The organism is Pseudolabrys sp. FHR47 (assembly GCF_005153485.1).
Classification (GTDB): Bacteria; Pseudomonadota; Alphaproteobacteria; order Rhizobiales; family Xanthobacteraceae; genus Pseudolabrys.
In genome coordinates, this window is the sequence record NZ_CP039740.1 from 2,109,904 (window position 1) to 2,133,116 (window position 23,213).

At 63.9% G+C, this 23,213-nt stretch carries 24 protein-coding genes; 12 read left to right on the forward strand and 12 right to left on the reverse strand.

The annotated features are described in order from the left end of the window. Positions 1-4: 4 nt before the first annotated feature. Positions 5-2,398 (reverse strand): ribonuclease R, encoded by a 2,394-nt coding sequence (rnr, locus tag E8Q40_RS10425; RefSeq protein ID WP_137044387.1) that lies wholly within the window; start codon positions 2,396-2,398, stop codon positions 5-7. 84 nt (positions 2,399-2,482) lie between these two features. Continuing rightward, entirely contained in the window at positions 2,483-3,685 is a 1,203-nt protein-coding gene (locus E8Q40_RS10430; RefSeq protein WP_137044389.1) for a multidrug effflux MFS transporter, read from the reverse strand. Positions 3,686-3,794: 109 nt separating this feature from the next. On the opposite strand from E8Q40_RS10430, the gene E8Q40_RS10435 reads away from it, so the two are divergent. Next, entirely contained in the window at positions 3,795-4,451 is a 657-nt protein-coding gene (locus E8Q40_RS10435) for a TetR/AcrR family transcriptional regulator (RefSeq protein ID WP_137044391.1), read from the forward strand. 25 nt (positions 4,452-4,476) lie between these two features. On the opposite strand, the gene topA is transcribed toward E8Q40_RS10435, so the two are convergent. Further along, positions 4,477-7,239 carry a type I DNA topoisomerase gene (topA, locus tag E8Q40_RS10440; RefSeq protein WP_137044392.1) on the reverse strand — a complete coding sequence of 921 codons (2,763 nt, stop codon included), beginning with the start codon at positions 7,237-7,239 and terminating at the stop codon, positions 4,477-4,479. A 295-nt stretch (positions 7,240-7,534) separates the two neighbouring features. Here topA and E8Q40_RS10445 point away from each other — a divergent pair, with 295 nt between their 5' ends. Beyond that, positions 7,535-7,726 (forward strand): hypothetical protein, encoded by a 192-nt coding sequence (locus tag E8Q40_RS10445; RefSeq protein ID WP_137044394.1) that lies wholly within the window; start codon positions 7,535-7,537, stop codon positions 7,724-7,726. A gap of 12 nt (positions 7,727-7,738) precedes the next feature. On the opposite strand, the gene E8Q40_RS10450 is transcribed toward E8Q40_RS10445, so the two are convergent. After that, positions 7,739-8,950, reverse strand: coding sequence for a lytic murein transglycosylase (locus E8Q40_RS10450; protein WP_137044396.1), 1,212 nt, complete (start codon positions 8,948-8,950; stop codon positions 7,739-7,741). Between the two features lie 38 nt (positions 8,951-8,988). Then, positions 8,989-10,095: a DNA-processing protein DprA gene (gene dprA / locus E8Q40_RS10455; RefSeq protein ID WP_137044398.1), complete on the reverse strand. Its 1,107-nt coding sequence runs from the start codon at positions 10,093-10,095 to the stop codon at positions 8,989-8,991. A 322-nt stretch (positions 10,096-10,417) separates the two neighbouring features. Between dprA and E8Q40_RS10460 the strand changes: the two genes are divergently transcribed. Continuing rightward, on the forward strand, positions 10,418-11,209 hold the full coding sequence (locus tag E8Q40_RS10460; protein ID WP_137044400.1) for a hypothetical protein: 792 nt from the start codon (positions 10,418-10,420) through the stop codon (positions 11,207-11,209). Between the two features lie 150 nt (positions 11,210-11,359). Here the strand turns inward: E8Q40_RS10460 and plsY are convergent, their stop codons facing one another. The 4 genes from plsY to E8Q40_RS10475 all read right to left on the reverse strand — a co-directional run bounded on the left by plsY (position 11,360) and on the right by E8Q40_RS10475 (position 14,573). Beyond that, positions 11,360-11,971, reverse strand: coding sequence for a glycerol-3-phosphate 1-O-acyltransferase PlsY (gene plsY / locus E8Q40_RS10465; RefSeq protein WP_370455254.1), 612 nt, complete (start codon positions 11,969-11,971; stop codon positions 11,360-11,362). Positions 11,972-12,160: 189 nt separating this feature from the next. Then, positions 12,161-13,462: a dihydroorotase gene (locus tag E8Q40_RS10470; protein WP_137044403.1), complete on the reverse strand. Its 1,302-nt coding sequence runs from the start codon at positions 13,460-13,462 to the stop codon at positions 12,161-12,163. A 12-nt stretch (positions 13,463-13,474) separates the two neighbouring features. Beyond that, positions 13,475-13,627: a hypothetical protein gene (locus tag E8Q40_RS21960; protein WP_168197797.1), complete on the reverse strand. Its 153-nt coding sequence runs from the start codon at positions 13,625-13,627 to the stop codon at positions 13,475-13,477. Continuing rightward, the gene (locus E8Q40_RS10475) at positions 13,620-14,573 is read right to left on the reverse strand and encodes an aspartate carbamoyltransferase catalytic subunit (protein ID WP_137044405.1); all 954 of its coding nucleotides are present in this window, start codon (positions 14,571-14,573) and stop codon (positions 13,620-13,622) included. Before E8Q40_RS10475 ends, E8Q40_RS21960 begins: the two co-directional genes overlap by 8 nt. Positions 14,574-14,732: 159 nt before the next feature. Between E8Q40_RS10475 and E8Q40_RS22130 the strand changes: the two genes are divergently transcribed. Continuing rightward, positions 14,733-15,113 carry a hypothetical protein gene (locus E8Q40_RS22130; protein WP_205995761.1) on the forward strand — a complete coding sequence of 127 codons (381 nt, stop codon included), beginning with the start codon at positions 14,733-14,735 and terminating at the stop codon, positions 15,111-15,113. A 54-nt stretch (positions 15,114-15,167) separates the two neighbouring features. Here E8Q40_RS22130 and ruvX read toward each other — a convergent pair whose 3' ends face one another. Continuing rightward, complete coding sequence (ruvX, locus tag E8Q40_RS10485; RefSeq protein ID WP_168197798.1) at positions 15,168-15,656, reverse strand: Holliday junction resolvase RuvX; 489 nt, start codon at positions 15,654-15,656, stop codon at positions 15,168-15,170. Between the two features lie 118 nt (positions 15,657-15,774). Between ruvX and E8Q40_RS10490 the strand changes: the two genes are divergently transcribed. Next, a complete protein-coding gene (locus E8Q40_RS10490) occupies positions 15,775-17,010 on the forward strand; it encodes a hypothetical protein (RefSeq protein WP_137044408.1) in 1,236 nt (411 codons plus the stop codon). 4 nt (positions 17,011-17,014) lie between these two features. On the opposite strand, the gene E8Q40_RS10495 is transcribed toward E8Q40_RS10490, so the two are convergent. Both E8Q40_RS10495 and E8Q40_RS10500 read right to left on the reverse strand, forming a co-directional pair. Further along, positions 17,015-17,365, reverse strand: a complete 351-nt coding sequence (locus tag E8Q40_RS10495) for a DUF86 domain-containing protein (RefSeq protein ID WP_137044410.1) — start codon at positions 17,363-17,365, stop codon at positions 17,015-17,017. Continuing rightward, positions 17,365-17,661 carry a nucleotidyltransferase family protein gene (locus tag E8Q40_RS10500; RefSeq protein ID WP_137044411.1) on the reverse strand — a complete coding sequence of 99 codons (297 nt, stop codon included), beginning with the start codon at positions 17,659-17,661 and terminating at the stop codon, positions 17,365-17,367. The genes E8Q40_RS10495 and E8Q40_RS10500 overlap by 1 nt, the downstream gene beginning before the upstream one ends. A 203-nt stretch (positions 17,662-17,864) precedes the next feature. On the opposite strand from E8Q40_RS10500, the gene gatC reads away from it, so the two are divergent. From gatC to gatB, 7 genes are all read left to right on the forward strand, one after another. Then, complete coding sequence (gene gatC / locus E8Q40_RS10505) at positions 17,865-18,152, forward strand: Asp-tRNA(Asn)/Glu-tRNA(Gln) amidotransferase subunit GatC (protein ID WP_137044419.1); 288 nt, start codon at positions 17,865-17,867, stop codon at positions 18,150-18,152. Next, positions 18,153-18,392, forward strand: a complete 240-nt coding sequence (locus E8Q40_RS10510) for a hypothetical protein (protein ID WP_137044421.1) — start codon at positions 18,153-18,155, stop codon at positions 18,390-18,392. Further along, positions 18,389-19,864, forward strand: a complete 1,476-nt coding sequence (gene gatA, locus E8Q40_RS10515; protein ID WP_137044422.1) for an Asp-tRNA(Asn)/Glu-tRNA(Gln) amidotransferase subunit GatA — start codon at positions 18,389-18,391, stop codon at positions 19,862-19,864. Before E8Q40_RS10510 ends, gatA begins: the two co-directional genes overlap by 4 nt. A 39-nt stretch (positions 19,865-19,903) precedes the next feature. After that, positions 19,904-20,293 carry a nuclear transport factor 2 family protein gene (locus E8Q40_RS10520; RefSeq protein WP_137044424.1) on the forward strand — a complete coding sequence of 130 codons (390 nt, stop codon included), beginning with the start codon at positions 19,904-19,906 and terminating at the stop codon, positions 20,291-20,293. Between the two features lie 297 nt (positions 20,294-20,590). Beyond that, positions 20,591-21,010, forward strand: coding sequence for a nuclear transport factor 2 family protein (locus E8Q40_RS10525; RefSeq protein WP_168197799.1), 420 nt, complete (start codon positions 20,591-20,593; stop codon positions 21,008-21,010). A gap of 119 nt (positions 21,011-21,129) precedes the next feature. Further along, complete coding sequence (locus E8Q40_RS10530) at positions 21,130-21,609, forward strand: nuclear transport factor 2 family protein (protein ID WP_137044427.1); 480 nt, start codon at positions 21,130-21,132, stop codon at positions 21,607-21,609. Between the two features lie 55 nt (positions 21,610-21,664). Further along, positions 21,665-23,134 (forward strand): Asp-tRNA(Asn)/Glu-tRNA(Gln) amidotransferase subunit GatB, encoded by a 1,470-nt coding sequence (gene gatB, locus E8Q40_RS10535; RefSeq protein WP_137044428.1) that lies wholly within the window; start codon positions 21,665-21,667, stop codon positions 23,132-23,134. Positions 23,135-23,213 lie beyond the last annotated feature (79 nt).

Consider the following 23,213-nt stretch of genomic DNA (forward strand, 5'->3'; position numbering starts at 1 on the left):
GCTCTTACTTTCTTTTGCCCTTGTTCTTGCGAACCTTGTGGCGGGTGTTTTTCTTGCCGTGCTTGCGGCGCCGTTCCTCGCTGCGCTTCTTCTCTTCATGGCCCTTGGCGGTGTCGGTCTTGAATTTCGCGCCCTTGAACTTCGCTCCTTTATCGCGCCGCTCCATGCCGCGTCCGAACCGGCGAACGGGCGTGCCCTGGCTGCCATGCGACAGAATCTCGAAACGCAGTGCGCCGGCCACCGGGGCTGCCTCTACCAGCTTCACGGTGATGTTGTCACCCAGCCGGTAGGTCTCGCCGGTGCGGCTGCCGACCAGAGCATGGCCGGCCTCGTCATAGGCGAAGAACTCATCGCCGATGGTGCGCGCCGGGACGAAGCCGTCGGCGCCGGTTTCGTTGAGCTTCACGAACAGGCCGGCGCGATGCACGCCTCCCACTTTCCCCTCGAAGGTGGCGCCGACACGGTCGGCGAGGAAATGCGCGATCAGCCGGTCCTTGGTCTCGCGCTCGGCCAGCATGGCGCGGCGCTCGGTGGCGGAAATTTCGGCGGAGATTTCTGCCAGCTCGGGAATGCCGAAATTGCCGGGCAGGCCGTCGTGACCCAGATGCAGCGCGCGGATCAGCGCGCGATGCACGATGAGATCGGCATAGCGGCGGATCGGCGAGGTGAAGTGCGCGTAGCGGCGCAGGTTGAGGCCGAAATGGCCGTAGTTTTCGGCCGAATATTCGGCCTGCGCCTGCGAGCGCAGCACCACTTCGTTGACGAGCGTTTCGCGCTCGGTGTCCTTCACGCGCTCGAGGATGAAATTGAAGTTCGAGGCGCGCAGCGTGCCGCCCTTGGCGATGTTGATGTCGAGGCTGGCGAGGAATTCGCGCAGCGCGTTGATCTTCTCCAGACTCGGCTCGTCATGGACGCGGTAGATCAGCGGCGTGCGCGCCTTCTCCAAGGTCTCGGCGGCGGCGACATTGGCGAGGATCATCATCTCCTCGATCAGCCGGTGCGCGTCGAGCCGTTCCGGCACGGTGACGCGATCGACCATGCCGTCTTTCTTCAGGAGGATCTTGCGCTCGGGCAAATCGAGATCGAGCGGGCCGCGCTCCGCGCGGGCGCGCTTGAGCGCCTCATAGGCGGCATAGAGCGGCTTGAGGATCGGCTCGACCAGCGGTCCGGTGACGTCGTCGGGGCGGCCGTCGATCGCGGCCTGCGCCTGCTCATAGGCAAGCTTGGCGGCCGAGCGCATCATGATGCGGTGAAATTTGTGCTCGCGTTTGCGGCCGTCGGCGCCGATGACCATCTGCACCGCGAGCGCGGCGCGATCCTCGTTCGGCTTGAGCGAGCACAGGTCGTTGGAGATGCGCTCGGGCAGCATCGGCACGACGCGGTCGGGGAAGTACACCGAGTTGCCGCGCACCAGGGCTTCGCGGTCGAGCGCCGAGCCGGGCGTGACGTAATGCGCGACATCGGCGATGGCGACGGTGACGATGAAGCCGCCGGGATTGAACGGATCGGCGTCGTCCTCGGCATGGACGGCGTCGTCGTGATCCTTGGCGTCGGCCGGATCGATGGTGATCAGCGGCAGCTTGCGCCAGTCCTCACGGCCGCCTGACAGAGTCGCGGGCGTCGCGGCCTCGGCCTCGTTGATGGTCTCGCGGCGGAAGACGTCCGGGATCGAATGCGAATGAATGGCGATGAGGCTGACGGCCTTTTCGCTCTTCAGCGAGCCGAGGCGTTCGACGACGCGGCCGTTCGGCGGGCCGAAGCGCGAGACACGCTGCGCCTCGACGGCGACGAGATCGCCGTCCTGCGCATCGCCGGTGGCGCCTTGCGCGATTTGCATGTCGCGGCCGAGCATCTTCTTGTCCACCGGCTCCAGCCGGCCGCCGCCTTTGCCATCGGCGCGGAAGATGCCGAGAACACGATGCCTGGGCCGCTCGACAATTTTAATGATACGCCCGCGATGACGGATGCCATCCTCGGGCTCGATCTCGTCGGTGTGCAGCAGCACCTTGTCGCCGAGGCCGGCGGCTTCGCCGGGGCGCGGGCGGCGCGCGGTGAGAATGCGGATGCGTGGCGCCGGGCCGTGTTCCTCCTCGTCCCATTCGTCGGGCACGGCGATGAAGTCGCCATCGCGGTCGCGTGCGACGATGTCGGCCAGCACGGTCGAGGGCAGGGCGCCGGGGTGGTGCAGCTTCTTGCCCTTGTGGCCGCGGCGGGCGACGGCGCCGTCATCGGCGAGTTCGCGGAGCAGGCGCTTCAAGTCGGCGCGCAGGTCGTTCTTCAGATTGAAGGCGCGCGCGATTTCGCGAGTGCTGGCCTTGCCGGGATTGGCGGCGATGAAGGCGAGGATGTCGTCCTTCGACGGCAGGGCGTTCGGATTGTGTTTGGGTGTTTTCTTCAAAGCGGGTTCCGGCGCCGATGCGGCGCAACGGACACAATGTAATGGCCGCGAGCCTGCGGCGCCAGCGCCGCAGGCTCATGGTTGTCAGGACTGGGCCGCCGCCGGCTGCGCCTTCGGGAAAGCCACGAAGGCCAGAAGACAGCCGGCAAGACCGCTGATCGCGATAATGACGGCCATCGGCTGCGCCGTGCCATTGGCCGCGAGGCCGACGGCGAGCGATGCCACGGTACCGGCGCCGAACTGCAGCGCACCCATCAGAGCCGCCGCCGTGCCGGAGATCGCGCCATAGGCCTCCATCGCCAGCACGCTGTTGAGCGGCAGCACGAAAGCCATCGCCGCGATGACGACGAACAGCAGGACCGCCAGCGTGATCGCGCTGCCGCCGCCCAGTCCTTCGATCGCGACCAGCACGACTGCGGCAATCGCGTAGACCGACAGCGCGGTGCGCACGATCGCCTGGGGGCTGAAGCGGCCCATCAGGCGCGGTGCGATCTGCGCACCGGCGGTCAGGCCGATGGCATTGACCGCGAACAGCAGGCTGTAGGCGGTGGGGCTCAGGTGATGGACCGAGATGAAGGCGAAAGCCGAGCCGCTGAGGTAAGCGAAGAATCCGGCCTGCGCGAGCACCATTGTCGCGACATAGGGAATGTAGCGACGGCTGACGATGAGATGCGCGTAGTTCTTGAACGCATCGGTAGGACGGCTTGTGGCGCGCAGTTCCTGCATCCGTGTTTCCGGCAGGGCGAACGCCACCAACAGCATGCAGAGCGCACCGAAGGCCGCGAGCACAACGAACAAAGCCGGCCACGGCAGGAACGACATGATGAAGGTCCCGAGCAGCGGCGCGAGAATGGGGGCGACGCTGAATACGATCATCATCATGGCCACGAGCCGCGCGGCGGTCTGCCCGGTGTAAAGGTCGCGCACCACGGCCAGGCCGATGACCATGCCGATCGAGCCACCGAGCCCTTGCGCGAAGCGCCAGGCGGCGAGTTGCCCCGCTGTCGCGGCGGTGGCGCAGCCGAGCGAGGCGACGACGAACAGGGCGAGGCCGACATAGATGATCGGCTTGCGGCCGGTGCGGTCGGACAACGGGCCGTAGAACAGCTGACCGAGCATCAGCCCGGCGAAAAAAGTCATGAGGCTGAACTGCACGGCGCCTTCGTCGGCACGCAAATCGGCGGCGATCTGCGGCATGCCGGGCAGATACATGTCGATGGACAACGGAGCGAGCGCGCCCAGGCTGCCGAGGATGGGGGCAATCAGACGGGAGGTATTGGGTTGCATTTTAGTTAGGCCTTTTTGGTCGATCTCATAGGGCCCCGGAGGGCTTGCATCACTCATTCGGAAACGGTATCGTTTTCTAATTACAGATAAGAAACGGAACCGTTTCCAAATGTCAAGGCCTGATTTTACTCCTGCGGACCGCACTGCCATCAAAGGCCGTCCCGGCCGTCCGCTGGTCTGTTCCGAGGCCGAGCGCGCGACGCGTATCCGGGAGGCGGCGGAGGAGGTTTTCGCGACCACCGGTTACGGCGCCGCCACGATGGAAGAAATCGCGCAGGCGGCGGGCATGTCAAAGAAGACGGTCTATTCCCTCTATAGCAACAAGCTCAGCCTGCTGGTGGCGGTCGTCACCGCGGCCCGCGACTTTCCCTGGGAGCATGACGAGGCGCCGTTGGCGGATCCCTTGGATGAGCTGCGCCGCCGCTTACTCTCCATTGCCGCGTTTATCCTGTCGTCGCGACAGTTGCGCCTGACACGTCTGGTGATCTCCCAAGCCGAACGGGCCCCGGAGCTTGCCGATCAGTTCCACAAGCAGGTCATGACAAAGAGCAGGCGCTATGTCGGTGCTGCTCTCGAAAGAGCGAGACAGGACGGACAGTGGGCCGGCCCGGAAGACGTGGAGGCCGCGACCGACATGCTGATAGGCGCGGTGCTCGCCGAGCTACATATTAGTGCGTTGCTCGGCCAGACCGAGCCGTTCGATCGCGAGCGCATGGCCGCCCGTATCGACTCGGCGCTGCGGTTGTTCGGCCTTGGCGCCAACTGATCGGTCGGGCCGGGGCAGGTGACGTTCAGTCCGCGGCCTTCTTCGCGGTCACCTTTTTGGTGGTGGCCTTTTTCGGCGCGGCGGCACCGGCCGCCGCCGCTTTGCGACCGACCGGACGGCGTGCGGTGGCCACAGCCGCTTCCGGTTTCGCCTCCGCTTTCGGCTTCGACGCCTTGGCAGCTTTCGGCGCTTTTTCCGCCTTGGGTTTCTTGGCAGCGCGCGGCGAGTTGCCGAGCGCGGCGGCGCGCGCATCGAGCAGCACCACGGCCTCGTCGAGCGTGATGGTGTCCGGCGTCTTGTCTGCGGGGAGTGTGGCGTTGACGCCGTTGTTCGACACGTAAGGACCGAAGCGGCCGCTCTTGACCACGACCGGACCGCCCTTGTCGGGATGATCGCCAAGCGTCTTGCCCGGCGCGGGACCGAAGCGGCGGCCCTTCTTCGGGTTTGCGATCTTCTCGGCGATCAGATGCATCGCGCGGTTAAGCCCGATGGTCAGAACGTCGTCGCCTTCCTCGAGCGAGGCATAGGTCTTGTCGTGCTTGACGTAAGGCCCAAAGCGGCCGACGCCGGCGATGATCGGCTGGCCGTCTTCCGGCGAGATGCCGACTTCACGCGGCAGCGACAATACGGCGAGCGCCTGTTCGAGTGTGACGTCGTCGGCCGAGATACCTTTCGGCAGCGAGGCGCGTTTGGGCTTGACCGGCTCCGGCGCGTCCGGGTCCTTCTTCTCACCCTTCTTGCGCTTCGGCGCCTTGATCTCTTCGCCGAGCTGCAGATAGGTGCCGAAGCGGCCGCCGCGGATGGTCACGTCGAGACCGGTTTCCGGATCCTGGCCGAGCACGCGCGTTGCCTGCGCGCTCGCCGCGCCCGGCGTCATCTGCCTTGTGTAGTTGCACTCGGGATAGTTCGAGCAGCCGATGAAGGCGCCGAAACGGCCGACCTTCAGCGAGAGCTGACCGTTGCCGCATTGCGGGCACTGGCGCACTGGCGCGCCGTCGGCGCGGGCCGGGAAGATGTGCGGCTCAAGGAGATCGTTGAGCGCGTCCAGCACCTGCGTGATGCGGATTTCCTTGATGTCGTTGACGGCACCGATGAAGTCGACCCAGAAATCCTCCAGCACCTTCTTCCACGCGATCTCGTTGTTCGAGATCTTGTCGAGTTGCTCTTCGAGCGAGGCGGTGAAGTCGTACTCGACATATTTCTGGAAGAAGCTTTCGAGGAAGCCGACGACGACGCGGCCCTTGTCCTCCGGGATCAGGCGCTTCTTGTCGATGCGCACATAACCTCGATCCTGCAGCACCTGCAGGATCGAGGCGTAGGTCGAGGGCCGGCCGATGCCGAGTTCTTCCATGCGCTTGACCAGCGCGGCTTCGGAGAAGCGCGGCGGCGGTTCGGTGAAATGCTGATCGGCCTCGATCGACTGCTTCGCCAGCGCTTCCTTCTCGCTCATCGCGGGCAGGCGCTTCGACTCGTCATCATCCGACGCGTCGTCCTGACCTTCCTGATAGAGCGTGAGGAAGCCGTCGAACTTCACCACCTGGCCGGAGGCGCGCAGTTCGGCCACGCGCGACCCGTTCTTCGCCACGATATCGACCGTGGTGCGCTCCAGCTCGGCGGATTCCATCTGCGAGGCGACGGCGCGATTCCAGATCAGTTCGTAGAGACGGGCCTGATCCTTGTCGACATAGCGGGCGACTTCCTGCGGCGTGCGCGACGCGGAAGTCGGGCGCACGGCTTCGTGCGCTTCCTGGGCGTTCTTCGACTTGTTCTGATAGGTGCGGGGCGAACCGGGCACATACTCCTTGCCGTAGTTCTTGCCGATCATCGAGCGGATGTCGGTGATCGCTTCCGGCGCCATGTCGATGCCGTCGGTACGCATATAAGTAATGAGACCGACGGTCTCGCCGCCGATGTCGGTGCCCTCGTAGAGACGCTGGGCGAGGCGCATGGTGATGGCGGGAGCGAAACCGAGCTTGCGCGAGGCTTCCTGCTGCATGGTCGAGGTTGTGAAGGGCGGCGGCGGATTGCGCCGCGCGGGCTTGGCTTCGACCGAGGTGACGGTGAAGCTGGCGCCCTCGAGCATAGTCTTGAGGTCGGTCGCCTGGACGCTGGTGCCGATATCGAGGCGCTGCAGCTTCTGGCCGTCGGCGCCGACGAGGCGGGCATCGAACTCGTCGCCGCGCGGCGTCTTCAGTTTGGCGAGGATCGACCAGTATTCCCGGGCGACGAACTTCTCAATTTCCAGTTCGCGGTCGCAGACGAGGCGCAGCGCCACCGACTGGACGCGGCCGGCCGAGCGGGCGCCCGGCAGCTTGCGCCACAGCACCGGAGAAAGAGTGAAGCCGACGAGGTAGTCCAGCGCGCGGCGGGCGAGATAGGCGTCGACCAGCGCGGTGTCGATCTCGCGCGGCTTCTTCATCGCCTCGGTCACCGACTGCTTGGTGATGGCGTTGAAGACGACGCGCTGGATGGCCTGGCCCTTGAGCGCCTTCTTCTCGTTCAGCGCTTCCAGGACGTGCCAGGAAATGGCTTCGCCCTCGCGGTCAGGGTCGGTCGCGAGAATAAGAGTGTCGGCGCCTTTGACAGCGCGCGCGATATCGTTGACCCGCTTCTGCGACTGCGGGTCGATCTCCCAAAGCATCTTGAAGTCATGGTCCGGATCGACCGAGCCATCCTTGGCCGGCAGGTCGCGGATATGGCCGAACGAGGCGAGCACCTCGTAGCCGGCGCCAAGATACTTGTTGATCGTCTTCGCCTTGGAAGGCGACTCGACAACGACAACTTTCATCGAAAATCCAAAGGGTTAAACGCCCGGACCAACGCGGACTGGGCTTGAATCGTCCGTTAGCGTCGGCCGGAACATGGGGAAGGAGACCCTCCCTGTCAAATCAGGGTGGGGCGGCCGCAAGCCGCAGATCGCGAAAAGCCAGCCAAATCAGCCACAAAGCGGGCAACCGGTTCTCTGCGCGGCGATACAACCAAAGGATGTATTTTTGTATTATACTATTATTAATATTACGGTTTTGGTCCGATAATGTAATTTCAACGTGCAACGACGCGTATTGACCCAGCCGGACCCATATATGCCCCAGCCAAGCGGAGAAAACGTCAGCCAGAACGCGGTGGCCGGCTATGTCGCGACGCTGTCGCACGATCTGGCGCAACTGTCTCGCCGCAGTGGTCTCGATACTCTCGGCTACCTCCTGGAAATGGTCCGGCTTGAGGCCGAAAACCTGGCCCGGCCGAACGGCAATGGCAACGGACGGCGGGGGTAGGGCGCCGACGCGTCACCGCACTGGCACTCCCAATTTCTCCAGCAGCGCGATGGTCGGATTCCCGTCCGGCACCATGCCGTGTTTCTTCTGCTCGGCGCGGATGTAGTCGCGAATGTCGAAGTCGATGCGCCCCTCGAAATCGGCGACCTGGTAGCCGAGCGCGGCGAGCTTCTTCTGCAAGGCGATGCGCAGATCGCGCGACAGCGGCCGGTCGTCCTTGGGCCAGGCGGCGTGGAACGGAATGCCGCCATGCAGCCGGTCGGCGAGATGACCGACCGCGATCGCGTAGGCATCCGAGTTGTTATAGTGCTTGAGCACCAGGAAGTTCTCGGTGGCGATGAAGGCCGGGCCCTTGATGCCGCTGGGGAAGAACAGGATGGCGGGCGTCGCCGCCTGATCATCGCGCGGGTACGGCTTGCCGTCGGCGCGGCGCACGCCGAGCTTCGTCCATTCGGAGAAGGTGGCGCGGCTTTTCATGGTGTCGAAGCCCTTGGGCACCACCACCTCGAAGCCCCAGGGCAGGCCGGTGCGCCATCCCGCCTTGTTGAGATAATTGGCGGTGGAGGCGAGCACGTCCGGGACGTTGTTCCACAAATCCGGGCGGCCCTGGCCGGAATAGGAGACGGCGTAGCCGACCATGCTCGACGGCATGAACTGGCTCTGGCCCATGGCACCGGCCCATGACGACACCATCTGCTCGCGCGGATAGTCGTTGTTCTGCATGATGCCCATCGCGACGATGAGCTCGTTGCGGAAATAGGGATGGCGGTACTTCACGTAAGCGAGCGTCGCCAGCGAGCGAAACACATCCCATTTATCCTTGGCGGCGCCGTAGTCGGTCTCCATGCCCCACAGCGCCATGAGGATCCAGCGTTCGACACCGTATTTCTTCTCGACGCCTTCGAGCGCGCGCGACCATTCCTTCGCCTTGGCCAGCCCGGTCTGGACGCGGCGCGGCGCGACCAGCGCATTGATGTAATCGCCAACCGGCTTGCCGTATTCCGGCTGACGCCGGGTGGCGTTGATGACGCGCTGGTCCGGCGTGAGCCCGCGCATGGCATTGTCGAAAGTGGCGCGGGTGATGCCCTTGGCCCGCGCGTCCGGCCACAGCGCGTCGACGAAGGCGGTGAAGCTTTCGGCCCGGCCTTGCGCCTGCGCGCTTGTTGGCGCGAATGGCACGGCCAGCATGACGAAGAGCGCGATGAGAATGGCGCGGTGAAACATCGTCGCGGGCCCGTGGTTCGATTCGATTGGCGATGAGTTTACACGAGCGAGACGAGCCCGCCGCCGTGACGCTCCAGCCGTCCGGCGAGTTCAAGCTCCAGCAATACGACGCGGACGATGGCCGGGGTGGTATCTGACAGCCGCACCAGATCGTCGATCGAGATCGGCGAGGGGCCGAGCAGGGAAACGACACGGCTGCGCTCGTCATCGCCGGGCTCGTGATCCGGTGCGAACAGATCGTCCATTTCCGGCTCCTCCATTGGCGGCAGGCCGCGGCCGAGGATCGGCTCGATGGCATTGATGACGTCGGCGGCTTCGGTGACGAGCGTCGCGCCCTGCTTGAGCAGGCCGTTGGTGCCTTCGGCGCGCGGATCGAGCGGCGAGCCCGGCACGGCGAAGACCTCGCGACCCTGTTCGCCGGCCATGCGTGCGGTGATCAGCGAGCCGGAGCGCTTGGCGGCTTCGACGATGACGACGCCGACCGACAGACCGGAGATCAGGCGATTGCGGCGCGGAAAATCATGCGCGCGCGGCTCATGCGTCAGCGGCATTTCCGACACCGCCGCGCCATGCGCGAGCAACTCTTCGACCAGCGTCTCGTGCTCGGCCGGATAGATGCGGGCGTGACCGCCGGCCAACACCGCGACGGTGCCGGTGTTCTTCGTGGCGCGATGCGCGGCGGCGTCGATGCCGCGCGCCAGACCCGAGACGATGCCGTAGCCGGCCTCGCCCAGATCGCGCGCCAACGCCGCCGCGAATTTCAGGCCGACGGCGGAGGCATTGCGCGAGCCGACAATGGCGATGAGTGGCCGCGCCAGCGACGCGATGTCGCCGCGAACGGCGAGAAGTGGCGGCGCATCGTCGATGGTCTGCAGGCGCGGTGGATAATCCGGCTCGCCAAGGGCGATGAGTTCGATGCCCCGCGCGTGGCAGGCCTTGAGTTCGGCTTCGGCATCTTCAACGGGGAAAATGGTGATGCGCGATGCGCCGCTGCGGCGGGCGAGAGCAGGGAGCGCCGCCAGCGCGCCCTTCGCCCCGCCATAAGTGTTGATCAGTTCGCGAAAGGTGCGCGGCCCGACATTGTCGCTGCGGATCAGCCGCAGCCAGTCGAGCCGCTGCTCAGAGGTGAGTTTGGATTTTGGCAAACGCGCCCCCGAGGTCCCCGGGGGGAGTGTCGCGCATCCGCGTAGGGTGCGGCAACGACAAATGCGCAAGGTCGCTGCGGTCGCTAATTATGGGGCATCATTAAAGTTTTGGTTTGCGAAACGTAAGCTATAGGACTTTCTGTGGTGATTTAATCGGAGCGAGCAGGGTGGCTCCAAAAACGAGTCTGAATCGCAAATAGAGGCGTCGATTGCAAACAAGTTGAAAGGAGCGCGCGTTTCCTCTGCTTGGCATTTGGCCTTTCTTGCTGCGCTGAATCTTGGTGGAGTAGTCTTAGATGAAATCTAGCGTCGGAGAGAATAAGTGAGACGATTTGAGCTTGGGCCAGCTTTGGCGCTCCTTGGCCTCATAACCATTGCTGGAGCGGGAGAATGGTTTTCCATAAGGGAGGCGCAAAGGCCGATTCCAAGAGTCGATACCGAATATCAGCGCGTACGTGACGACACGCGAGCCAATCATCAAGCCGCATCTGATCACCAACCTCCCCGCGATCCGCAAAGTGGCGGTACTCGAATTTACGTTGAAAATACAGAAGTTTTTGGAGTGAAACGCGGCGAATGGCTTTTGTTTCTTGCGACTTTAGGGCTGTGGTTCGCCACTTGGCAATTGGTTAGAGGTGCTGACAAAACTGCCGAGCGACAGCTCCGAGCTTATATCGGCATATTTGCGATGGAAGTGACCGTTTGTCCATTTGAAGGCGGCGGATTTGCATATATCGCTCACGCTGAGCTGCGAAACTTCGGGCAGACTCCTGCATATGATATTGATGTTCGAGCAAATACCGTGTTGGCTCCCGCCGCCGCAAGTCCGTTTGAAACGGATGTGCCGTCGCCTGTTCAAAGATCCGGTAAGGCCATCGCCTTCCGAGACGCGGGAATGCACATCAATGCGAGCAGAAATATTTCTGCCGAAGACGCCGAAGCTATTAAGTTGCGCACAAAGCGCGTTTATCTTTGGGGCGCGGTGACCTACAAAGACGTTTTCAAAAGAGAGCACTTTTTCAAATTTCATTTGATTAGTGACCATCAAGTAACGGGGCATTCCGGTGTCTACGTTTTGGGGCCGCATCCTCTGGGGTATGAGGCGGATTATTGACAATTGGAACGAAACTTGGGGCGTAAGATATTCATTCGGCGCTTGTGGTATTTGCGCGTAAGGCTTCGTTGCGCGAAATGGTTGCTGCCGGGCATTCGGAGCCAATCGAGCCAACGTCCGATCAGTTGAAGGGCGTCTTGGGCCTCCGGTTCACCCCTTCTTCCCGATCTTGCCTTCGGTGCCATTCAGCAGCCGCTGAATGTTGGTCCGGTGCATCACCCATAAGAGAATGCCGAGCAGGAAGAACAGCGAGGCGGCTTCGGGGCGGCCGAGGCCCATGAGAGCGATCGGTGTCAGCGCCGAGGCAACGAGCGCCGACAGCGACGAGTAGCGCGTGAACCAGGCGGTGACGAGCCACAGGCCGATGAAGATCAGCGCGCCGGGCCAAGCGATCCCGATCAGCAGGCCGATGTAAGTTGCGACGCCCTTGCCGCCCTTGAACTTGAGCCACACCGGAAAGAGATGGCCGAGGAACGCGCCGAGACCGGCAACCAGTGCGGCTTCATAGCCGATGAAGTGCCAGACCACGAGCACGGCGGCGGTGCCCTTGAGCGCATCGCCGAGCAATGTTGCGGCGGCAAGGCCCTTGTTGCCGGTGCGCAGCACATTCGTCGCGCCGATATTGCCGGAGCCGATGGTGCGGACATCGGGGCCGCCGGCCGCGCGCGTCAGCACCAGGCCGAACGGGATCGAGCCAAGCAGATAGCCGAACAAGAAGGCGACGAGGAAGGCGAGCTGCCAGCTCATATCAGGCTCCTGCAGCGAGTTGCAGTAGAGCATCGCAACTGATGCGGCGCGCTCCCTCTCCCCGTTGGGGAGAGGGTTGGGGTGAGGGGGAAAGTGAGCCCGATAGTCCGTAACCCCTCACCCGGCACGCGTGCCGCGTGCCGACCTCTCCCCACGGGAGAGGTGAAGAGCGTGCGCCGCGCCGCCAGAATGCGCCAAGGCCGCTCATAGCGATTCATACACGGTGCGGCCGTTGACGATGGTGCGCACGACGCGGCCGGTCATGCGCGCTTCGTCGAACGGTGTGTTCTTGCACTTCGACTTGAGTTCGTCCGGGTTGACCACCCAGGGCACGTCGGTGTCGATGACGATGACGTCGGCCGGCGCGCCGCTGCGCAATGTGCCGCCGGGCAGACCGAGCAGTTCGGCCGGACGCGTCGACATCGCGCGCAGCAAGATCGGCAGCGTCACGTCGCCGGAATGAACGAGGCGCAGGCCCGCCGACAACATGGTCTCCAGCCCGATGGCGCCGGCGGCCGCTTCGGCGAACGGCAGGCGCTTGGTTTCGACGTCCTGCGGATTGTGATCCGACATGATGACGTCGATGAGACCGTCATTGATCGCCTTGACCAGCGCTTTGCGGTCGTCCTCGGCGCGCAAGGGTGGCGACATCTTCAGGAAGGTGCGGTAGGGCCCGATGTCGTTCTCGTTGAGCGTCAGGTGATTGATCGAGGCGGCGGCGGAAACGGCGAGGCCTTCTTCCTTGGCATCGGCGAGCACGGCGAGCGAGGACGGGCAGGTGACGGAGGCGGCGTGGTAACGGCCTTTGGTCAAGGCGACGAGCCGTATGTCGCGTTCGAGCATGATCGCTTCCGCCGCAGCCGGAATGCCGAGCAGGCCGAGGCGGGCGGCGAATTCGCCTTCGTTCATGACGCCGTCGGAAACGAGATCCGGGTCTTCGGTGTGGTGCACGATCAGCGCGCCGAAATCGCGGGCGTAAGTGAGGGCGCGGCGCATCACCTGAGCATTGGTCACGCTCTTCGCGCCATCGGTGAAGGCAACAGCGCCGGCGGCCTTGAGGAGGCCGATCTCGGTCATCTCCTGGCCTTCCAGCCCCTTGGTCAGCGCCGCCATCGGCGCGACATGGACGATGGCGGTGTCGCGCGCGCGGCGCAGAACGAAATCGACAGTGGCCGGATCGTCGATCACCGGCGAGGTGTCGGGCTGGCAGACGATGGTGGTGACGCCGCCGGCGGCGGCAGCCTGGCTCGCCGAGGCAAAGGTTTCGCGATAGCCGGCGCCGGGCTCGCCGATGAAGGCGCGCATATCGACGAGGCCGGGTGCGACGACCTTGCCGCGACAGTCGATCACCTCGGTGCCTTCGGGCACGCCGGCCGCGCCGATGCCTTTGCGGGCTTCGCGGATCACGCCGTCGGCGATCAGCAGATCACCGACAATGTCGAGATCGCGCGAGGGATCGATGATCCGCGCGTTGGCGAGCAGGACGGGTCTGCGTTCATTCAGCATGGTTTTGCGGCATCATGAGCGCTGCTCCCCGGACCGGCTCAGGCCGCGGAAGAAGCGGATCCAGAACGAAACGGCGACGCCCGCCGCGACGACGGCGATCATGCCGAAGCGCGCCTTGCGCATCGCCGCGTGGCGGGCGTTGACGAGGACCTCCCGGCTACGCATTGGGCAGGTTCCTCGACAGCGCTTCCAAAACCGCCATGCGGATGGCGACGCCCATTTCGACCTGTTCGCGGATCAGCGACTGTGCGCCATCGGCCACGATGGAATCGATCTCGACGCCGCGGTTCATCGGCCCTGGATGCATCACTAACGCATCCTTCTTGGCGTAGGCGAGCTTCTTCTCGTCGAGGCCCCAATAGTGGAAATATTCGGAGACGGAGGGCACGAAGGAGCCGTTCATGCGCTCTCGCTGCAGGCGCAGCATCATCACGATGTCGGCGTCGGCGAGGCCCTCGCGCATGTCATGCGCGACTTCGACGCCCATGCGCTCGATGCCGGGTGGCATCAAGGTCGACGGCCCGACAACGCGCACCCGCGCACCCATGGTGTTGAGTAGGATGATGTTGGAGCGGGCGACGCGCGAATGCAGGATGTCGCCGCAGATGACGACCAGCAGGCCCTCGATGCGGCCCTTGTTGCGGCGGATGGTCAGCGCGTCGAGCAGCGCCTGTGTCGGGTGCTCATGCGCGCCGTCGCCGGCATTGATGACGGAACAGTCGAGCTTGGAGGCAAGCAGCGCGACCGCGCCGGAAGCGTGATGGCGCACCACGAGGATATCGGGATGCATGGCATTGAGCGTCATCGCCGTGTCGATCAGGGTCTCGCCCTTGCGCATCGACGACGAGGAGGCCGACATGTTCATGACGTCGGCCCCTAAGCGCTTGCCGGCGAGTTCGAACGAGGCCTGCGTGCGCGTCGACACCTCGAAGAACATGTTGACCTGCGTGCGGCCGCGCAGCGAGGCCTGCTTCTTCTCGATCTGGCGGTTAAGCGCGACGAATTCCTCGCCGAGGTCGAGGAGACCGGTGATGTCGGCGGCCGAAAGGCCTTCGATCCCCAGCAAATGACGGTGGCTGAGGACGAATGATGATTTCGGCGTATTGGTCATTAAAGCCAGTTCTATAGGCGCGCTTTTCCGCTCCGGCAAGGCCGGTTCCGGCCGATCCACAGGCCACCTCACGGCGTCATTAACCCTCCGTTCCGGAACAAAGCGAAGGGTTCCCGAATTGTCTTTGCGATTGCCCGATGGCGGGCAAAGGAGGCATCCATGAAAATATTTTCGAAATTTGCGCTGGCAGCCGCGCTGACCGGCGCTGTGGCGCTGGCGGCGGCGACGCCCGGCGAAGCGCGTGACGGCCGCAATACCGCGGCGGCAATCGGTTTTGGCGCCGGCGCGCTCGTGGGCGCGGCGGTCGCCTCGTCAGCCAACAGAGGCCCTTATTACGGCGGCCCAGGCTATTACGAGCAGGGCTATGCCTATCAGCCGGGTTATGCCTATGAGCCGGCCTATACCTATGATTCGGATTATTACGCTTACGAGCCGGCACCGGTCTACCGCGTCGCGCCGCGGTACTACCGTGGCGGGGGCGGCAGCCAGTGCGGCGGTTCTCCGGGCTCGACGAACTACCGTCCGTGCGGTAACCAGTAAGCCAACAACTTTTGGCATCGAAAGGGCGGACCCAGCGGTCCGCCCTTTTTCGTTTCACGAGCGCGCCAGCACGGCGAGACGATCCAATGCACCCTGCAGGATGAACATGGCGGCGTGCTGATCGATGACTTCGGCGCGGCGGTCTCGCCGCATATCGGCCTCGATCAGGCCGCGCTCGACCGCGGCGGTCGATAACCGCTCGTCCCATAAGGCGATCGGCAAGGGGGTGAGCTTCGCCAGATTGCGCGCGAAGGCGCGCGTCGACTGCGCCCGCGGACCTTCCGAGCCATCCATATTGATCGGCAGGCCGAGCACGAGGCCGGTGACGTTGCGCTCGGCGGCGAGCGCCAGCAGGCGCTGCGCGTCGGCGGTGAACTGCTTGCGCGCGATGGTCTCGACGCCGGTGGCAAGCCTGCGGTCGGGATCGCTGACGGCGACGCCGATGGTCTTGGTGCCGAGATCGAGTCCGAGCAGCGCGCCTCGCGCGCCGAAATGCGGCGCCGCGTCGACCAGGGGCAGAATGAGGGCGGTTTGACCGGACATTGGCCGCATCACCTAGCACGGGCGTACTGGCTGCGCACGATGCACGATGGTATCCCGTGCTTGGTCCCGGCGGCCGATAATGCGAAACTCGGATTCGGGTACCATGGGGAGGAAAGAGATGATTGTCGCGCGACGGCTTTGCCGTCTGGCCTTGCCGCTCGTGCTGGCGCTGCCCTCCGCCGCCGTCGCCCAGACCTATGAGGCGCCGCCGTCTTTCAATGCGGCGCAGATCAAAGGCATCGTCCCGACTGGCGATAACTACACCGTGCGCTCGCCGGTACGCAGCGACGGCTTGTTGCGCGTCTACAATCTCGACACGCCCTATGGCGAAACGGTCGCGCCCGGCGACCAGATGGCGCAGATGCGCATCAACGAACTGCGCGCGCTGGCGCTTCTCGAGCAGGTGTCCAGTTCGAACACCTTTGCGACCTCGCTCGCCAATGCCGGTTTGAGTCCGCTCAAATATACCGGGCGCCTGATCACCAATCCCGTCGGCACCATCCAGAGCACGCTGTCGGGCATTGGCGGTATGTTCAACCGCATCGGCTCGGGTATCAGCAATGCCGGCAAGACGCAGGACAATGCGCTGGCGAGCTTGCTCGGCGTGACCGAGGAACGCCGTGCGCTCGCCGCGACCTACGGTGTCGACCCCTATACGGACTATCCGCCACTGGACGCCAAGCTCAAGCAATTGGCAGAAGCGGCGGCGCTGGGCGGCCTCGCCGTGCGCGGCGCGCTGCTGGCGGTGCCGGGCGCTGCCGGCATCGTCGTGTCCAACCTGTCGACGGCGAACAAGCTGAACGACATCTCCATCCAGGATCTGGCGCGCGAATACACCGCGGCGCAGATCCTCGACCTCAATCGCAAGAAACTGCTCGAGATGGATGTCTCGAAGGAGATCACCGAAAGCCTGCTCGCCAACCGCAACTACACGCCGATCGATATGGCAGCGATGGTCGCGGCCATCGACGCCATGAAGACGGTGCAGGGGCGGGCGGTGTTCTTCGACGCGGCGGCCGCCGCCGACGAGCGCGCCAATGCCTATTTCATGCGCCGCCAGGCCGAATTGCTGGCCGCCGAATACAAGCGTCATCCCGGCTACCGGCACGTCATCACGCTCGGCGGCCTGCCGTTCCTGGTGGCGAAGGATGGCCGCTTCGTTACAGTGGCGCCGCTCGATGCGCTGTCGTGGACGCCGGACACGGCGGCGCGCCTCGAGGCTTTCACCAAGGCGCGCAACGAGTTGGTCGCGAAGTCGCAGGGCGAAATCCGCATCACCGGGACGGCGACGCCGCTGGCCAAGAAGCAACTCAAGGCGCTGGGCTGGACCGTGGTCGAGAACCAGCGCGGCTGACGGTTTAGCGCTCGCCGGCCGATGCCAGTATCTTTTCTGCCGCTTCGTCCAGGTCGGCGAGATGATCCTGGACAATCGACCAAAGAATGGCCGGATCGATCCTGCGGTACTCATGACGCAGCAGGTTTCCCAATCCGTGGATCTTCTGCCACGGTACCTTGGGATACGCGGCCTTGTGCTCAGCCGGAATGTGCTTTGCGGCTTCGGCGATGATCAGAAGGGCATGCTGAGTGGCCCGCATCATTGCCCAGCTTGCGGCGAACTTTTCCGGCGTCGCGTTCTTGACGAGGTCGCGGATGCCGGCGATTTCACCGCGTATATCGCTGAGCCGAACCAGAAAGGACCGCTCGGCCATCAGAATATCTTGATGGCATCACGTTCGATATCCGGCCGGAGCAGAGGATGCAGCCCGCTCCGCGTGCCGTAATCGATATTTTCGCCGATGGCCTTTTGCAGAGTTTCGTAAGCGTCCATAAAATTCAGGAAGCCGAACTCCCGGTCGGCAGCCGGATCAACGAACACATCCACATCGGACCCGGCGTCAGCCTCATCGCGGGCGTGCGAGCCGAACAGATAAAGTCCGGCAACGCCGACGGCCCGCAGGGCAGGCTCGGTTGCTTTCAGCCTAGCGATTGCGTCGGCGCGTTTCATAAGAGACATATAGCAAGAAAAGGCGGTTCGTTCCATCCGCACGAGCAGCCTTTTTCCTTGCGAAACAAGGCGCTAGAACCCATTAATCCGGCAGCGTCGCGCTGGCGACTCCTGCCGGGCCGGTTGCCGCCAATTCCGGCCGTCTGCTATACGCGCGGGGCTGCTTCGGACCGTCCCGAAGCCTGAAAACCGCTGAGATTTCAATGTCCGTCGACGCCGACACCGTCCGCCGCATCGCCCGTCTCGCCCGCATTGCGGTCAAGGACGACGAGGTGGAGCATCTGCAAGGTGAACTCAACGCCATCCTGGCTTTCGTCGAGCAACTCGGCGAGGTCGATGTCGAGGGCGTCGAGCCGATGACATCGGTCACGCCGATGGTGATGCGCCAACGCAAAGACAAAGTCACGGACGGCAACGATCCCGATGCCGTGCTGTCGAACGCGCCGAAGAGCGAAGACAATTTCTACATGGTTCCGAAAGTGATCGAGTAAATGTGCCTGGCCTGCGAGCAGGGTGAACTTGAGGCGCGCTGGGAGATGATCAATGTCATCTCGGCCGGCAAGCTGCCCGACGGCCATACGGCTGACGACCTGCGCGCCATGGGCCTGCCGCTGCCTGGCGAACTCTATCGCGATCCGCAGCCCGACGGCAGCTACATCATCCGCCAGCGTTCGCCCGCCGAGATCGCGGCGTTGAAACTTAAGAATTTCGAGTGCGACAGCCCGCAATGACCGAACTCACCACACTGACGCTGACCGAAGCGCGCGATCGGCTGCGCAAGAAAGACTTAAGCTCCGCTGAGCTGACCGCCGCGCATTTGACCGCCATCGAGAAGGCGCGTTCGCTCAACGCCTTCGTGCTGGAGACGCCGGAGATCGCCACGCAGATGGCGAAGGCGTCCGATGCGCGTATCGCGAAGGGTGAGGCCGGTCCGCTCGAGGGCATTCCGCTCGCCATCAAGGACCTGTTCTGCACCAAGGGCGTTCGCACCACGGCGTGCTCGCACATCCTCGACAACTTTGTGCCGACCTATGAGTCCACGGTGACGTCGCAGCTCTGGCGTGACGGCGCGGTGATGCTCGGCAAGACCAACAATGACGAGTTCGCCATGGGCTCGTCGAACGAGACGTCGTATTTCGGCCCGGTGCAATCGCCGTGGCGGCGGAAAGGCTCGAATACGCCTTTGGTGCCGGGCGGCTCGTCGGGCGGTTCGGCCTCGGCCGTCGCCGCGCAGCTTTGTCTGGGCGCCACCGCGACCGACACCGGCGGCTCGATCCGCCAGCCCGCAGCCTTCACCGGCACCGTGGGCATCAAGCCGACCTATGGCCGCTGCTCGCGCTGGGGCATCGTCGCCTTCGCCTCGTCGCTCGATCAGGCGGGCCCGATGGCGAAGACCGTGCGCGATGCGGCGATCATGCTGCGCTCGATGGCCGGCCCCGATCCGAAGGACACGACCTGCGCCGATATTCCGGTGCCGGATTACGAGGCCGCGGTCGGCCGGTCGGTGAAGGGGCTCAAGATCGGCATTCCGAAAGAGTATCGCCTCGACGGCATGCCGGCCGAGATCGAGAAGATCTGGCAACAGGGCTGCGAATGGCTGAAAGCCGCCGGCGCCGAACTGGTCGACGTGTCGCTGCCGCATACCAAATACGCGCTGCCGGCCTATTACATCGTCGCTCCCGCGGAAGCCTCGTCGAACCTCGCGCGCTACGACGGCGTGCGCTACGGCCTGCGCGTGCCGGGTCGCGACATCATCGATATGTACGAGCAGACCCGCGCCGAAGGCTTCGGCGACGAGGTGCGCCGCCGCGTCATGATCGGCACCTACGTGCTGTCGGCCGGATATTACGACGCCTATTACCTGCGGGCGCAGAAAGTGCGCACGCTGATCAAGCGCGACTTCGAGCAATGCTTCGATCAGGGCATCCATGCGATGCTGACGCCGGCGACGCCGTCAGCATCGTTCGGCGTCGGCGAGAAAGGTGGCGCCGATCCGGTCGAGATGTATCTCAACGACATCTTCACGGTGACGGTGAACATGGCGGGCCTGCCGGGCATCGCTGTTCCGGCCGGCAACGACGCGCAGGGGCTGCCGCTCGGCCTGCAACTCATCGGCCGGCCGTTCGATGAAGAGACCCTGTTCTCGCTCGGCGAGGTGATCGAGCAGGCGGCAGGCCGCTTCGTCGCGCAGCCGTGGTGGTGACGCCTCGTGTCCGGTCGCGGTCCGGCCTACCCGATCGTCATGGAAATCCATGACGCGTTCCGGCGGTCCGACTATTTCCGCATGGCAACGCTTTACGACCGCGACGTCGAGTGGTTGATGCACGCGTCGCCGACGATCTTTCCGGTCGGCGGACACCGGCGCGGCAAAGGCGCGGTGTTCCGGATGCTGCTGAACATCAGTTTGCAGTACCGGTTCGATCACTACGAACTCGACGATGTCATTGCCGAAGGCGACTGGGCGGCGGCTGTCGCCGACGTGACCATTACGCAACGCATGACGGGCCGGACCATTCGATGCCGCGCGGCCAGCTTCAACCAGGTGCGCGACGGCAAGGTGGTGGCCTACCGCGGCTTCATCGATAGCTTCGATGCAGCGGAGCAGGTATTCGGTCGTGTCATAACGCCCTAGACCATGATCCATCTGGATCAAATCCGATCATGGTCTAGCTTTTTGTTTGAGCATGATCTTTTCCGAAAACCGGTTTCCACTTTTCGGTATCATGCTCTGGCGGCCTTCGACGCGCTCCATCCCGACGCCGTTGCTCCAAACAAACGTGGTTACTTCGTCTCGTCGCTGCGCTCGCGCGGCTGCCATCATTAACCTCGGCAGCAATTGGGCGGCGCCATCGGTTCCCGCCGACTTCCAGTCATGGGCTCGAGACGGTATGCCGCCGATACCCGAGGGAACCTGCGGCGGGACGATGTGATGCCGACCGAGATGACGCGCGCTGCGCTCGAAGACATGATCGATGCATTCCAGTGCGGCGACCATGAGCGTCTGGCGGCGCGCTACGATGACGACATCCAATGGCTGCTCTACGCGCCGACGTCGATCTTTCCGTTCGCGGGCCTGAAGCAGGGCAAGAGCGCGGTGCTCACGGGCCTGTTGCTGCTCTACCAGTCCTACAGCATTGCAGGTCACGATGTGTCGCTGACGGTGGTCGATGGCCATCGGGCGGCATCGATCACCGATATCCGCCTCATTCAGCGGTCGACGGGACGGGTCATCACGGCGAAGCTGGCCAGCTTCTTTCGTTTTCGCGACGGCAGACTCGTGGGATATCGCGGCTTCACCGACAGTTTCGACTGGGCGGAGCAGGTGCTCGGACGCGAGATCGATCCGTAGTCCGGAGAATCCCGATTCGACCTTTGACGGGCGGTCACGAACGCGGCGCGAAGCAGGAGCTTATTACACGTAAAACGAGTGTAAAACGGTGTGGCGGCCATTCGACGGCGCTGTAAGCTATGAATGAACTGGAAGAAGGGCCAATTGCAATGCCGCTCCAGCATTCGGAAGTGACGCTGCAGAAGACGGAACAAACTCGGGAAGCCCTGGCCGATCTTCTGGCCGCCTTTGTCAGTGGTGACCGCGACCGCCTCATCGCCTGCTATGACCAGGACGTTGACTGGCTGTTCCTCGCTCCCGCGACGGTATTTCCGTTCGCCGGTTTCCGCCGCGGCCGGGCCGAGGTCGCCAAGGGCTTCGACGTGCTTTTTGAAAACTATCGCTTGATGGAATATCAGAACGAAACGCTGATCGCCGACGGCGACTGGGCTTCGACCCTCGGCTCCGGGCAGTTGTTGCAACGGACAACCGGTCGCACCATTCACATCCGGACCGGCAACTTCTATCGCTTCCGGAACGGCAAGGTCGTGGTGTATCGGGGGTTCACCGACAGCCTCGATACGGTCGAGCAGGTTCTCGGCCGCGAACTCGACTTTTAGGCCCGTCGCAGGCGCCATCTTGCCCCGTCCGCGCGCGGGGGGTACGGGTAGGGCCATGAACGTGCAGCACAAGCCCTCCAAGCTCATCAAAGGCGCAACCGGCGACTGGGAAGTGGTCATCGGCATGGAAGTCCATGCCCAGGTGACCTCCAAGTCCAAGCTGTTCTCCGGCGCCTCGACCGAATTCGGCGGCGCGCCGAACAGCCATGTGTCGCTGGTCGACGCCGCCATGCCCGGGATGCTGCCGGTGATCAATGAGGAGTGCGTCCGCCAGGCGGTGCGCACCGGCCTCGGCCTCAAGGCGAAGATCAATCTGCGCTCGGTATTCGACCGCAAGAACTATTTCTACCCGGACCTGCCGCAGGGCTACCAGATCAGCCAGTACAAGCAGCCGGTGGTCGGCGAAGGCGAGGTCGTGGTCGATCTCGACAACGGCGAGGCCGTATCCGTCGGCATTGAACGTCTGCATCTGGAACAGGACGCCGGCAAGAGTGTCCACGACCGGCATCCGTCGATGTCGGCCGTCGATCTCAACCGCTCCGGCGTCGCGCTGATGGAGATCGTGTCGAAACCCGACCTGCGCTCGTCCGATGAGGCCATGGCCTTCCTCACCAAGCTGCGCTCCATCCTGCGCTATCTCGGTACCTGCGACGGCGACATGGAGAAGGGGAGCCTGCGCGCCGACGTTAACGTCTCGGTTCGGCGTCCCGGCGACGAGTTCGGCACGCGCTGCGAGATCAAGAACATGAACTCGATCCGCTTCATCGGCCAGGCGATCGAGCACGAGGCGCGTCGGCAGATCGAGATCATCGAGGACGGCGGCACCATCGACCAGGAGACGCGGCTGTTCGACCCGGGGAAGGGCGAAACGCGCTCGATGCGGTCGAAGGAAGAGGCCCACGACTACCGCTACTTCCCGGACCCGGACCTGCTGCCGCTCGAACTCAGCGCCGAGATGGTCGACGGGTTGAAGGTGGCGCTGCCCGAATTGCCGGACGAGAAAAAGGCGCGCTTCATCCGGGACCTTGGCCTGTCGGGCTATGACGCGAGCCATCTCGTCGCCGAGCGTGAAATCGCCGACTATTTCGAGACCGTTGCAAAGGGGCGCGATGCCAAGCTGGCAGCCAACTGGGTGATCAACGAACTATCCGGGCGGCTGAACAAGGAGGGCCTCGCCATCGCTTCGTCGCCGGTTTCGGCGGCGCAACTCGGCGGCGTCATCGACCTGATCGGCGACAAGACCATCTCCGGCAAGATCGCCAAGGACCTGTTCGAGATACTCTGGACCGAAGGCGGCGACCCGCGCGAACTGGTGAAGTCGCGCGGCATGGCGCAAGTCACCGACCTTGGCGCCATCGGCGGTATTGTCGACGACCTCATTGCCAAGAATCCGGACAAGGTGGAGCAGGCCAAAGCCAATCCGAAGGCGATGATGTGGTTCGTCGGCCAGGTGATGAAGGCGTCCGGGGGCAAGGCGAGCCCTCAGGCGGTTAACGACCTCCTAAAATCGAAGCTCGGTTTGTAAGGCGCGCGACGTAACGCGCGGTTTACGTTCGACGCGTCGCCGCGCCGGTGATGCGGTGCATCAACGCGCCGCTCGAAGG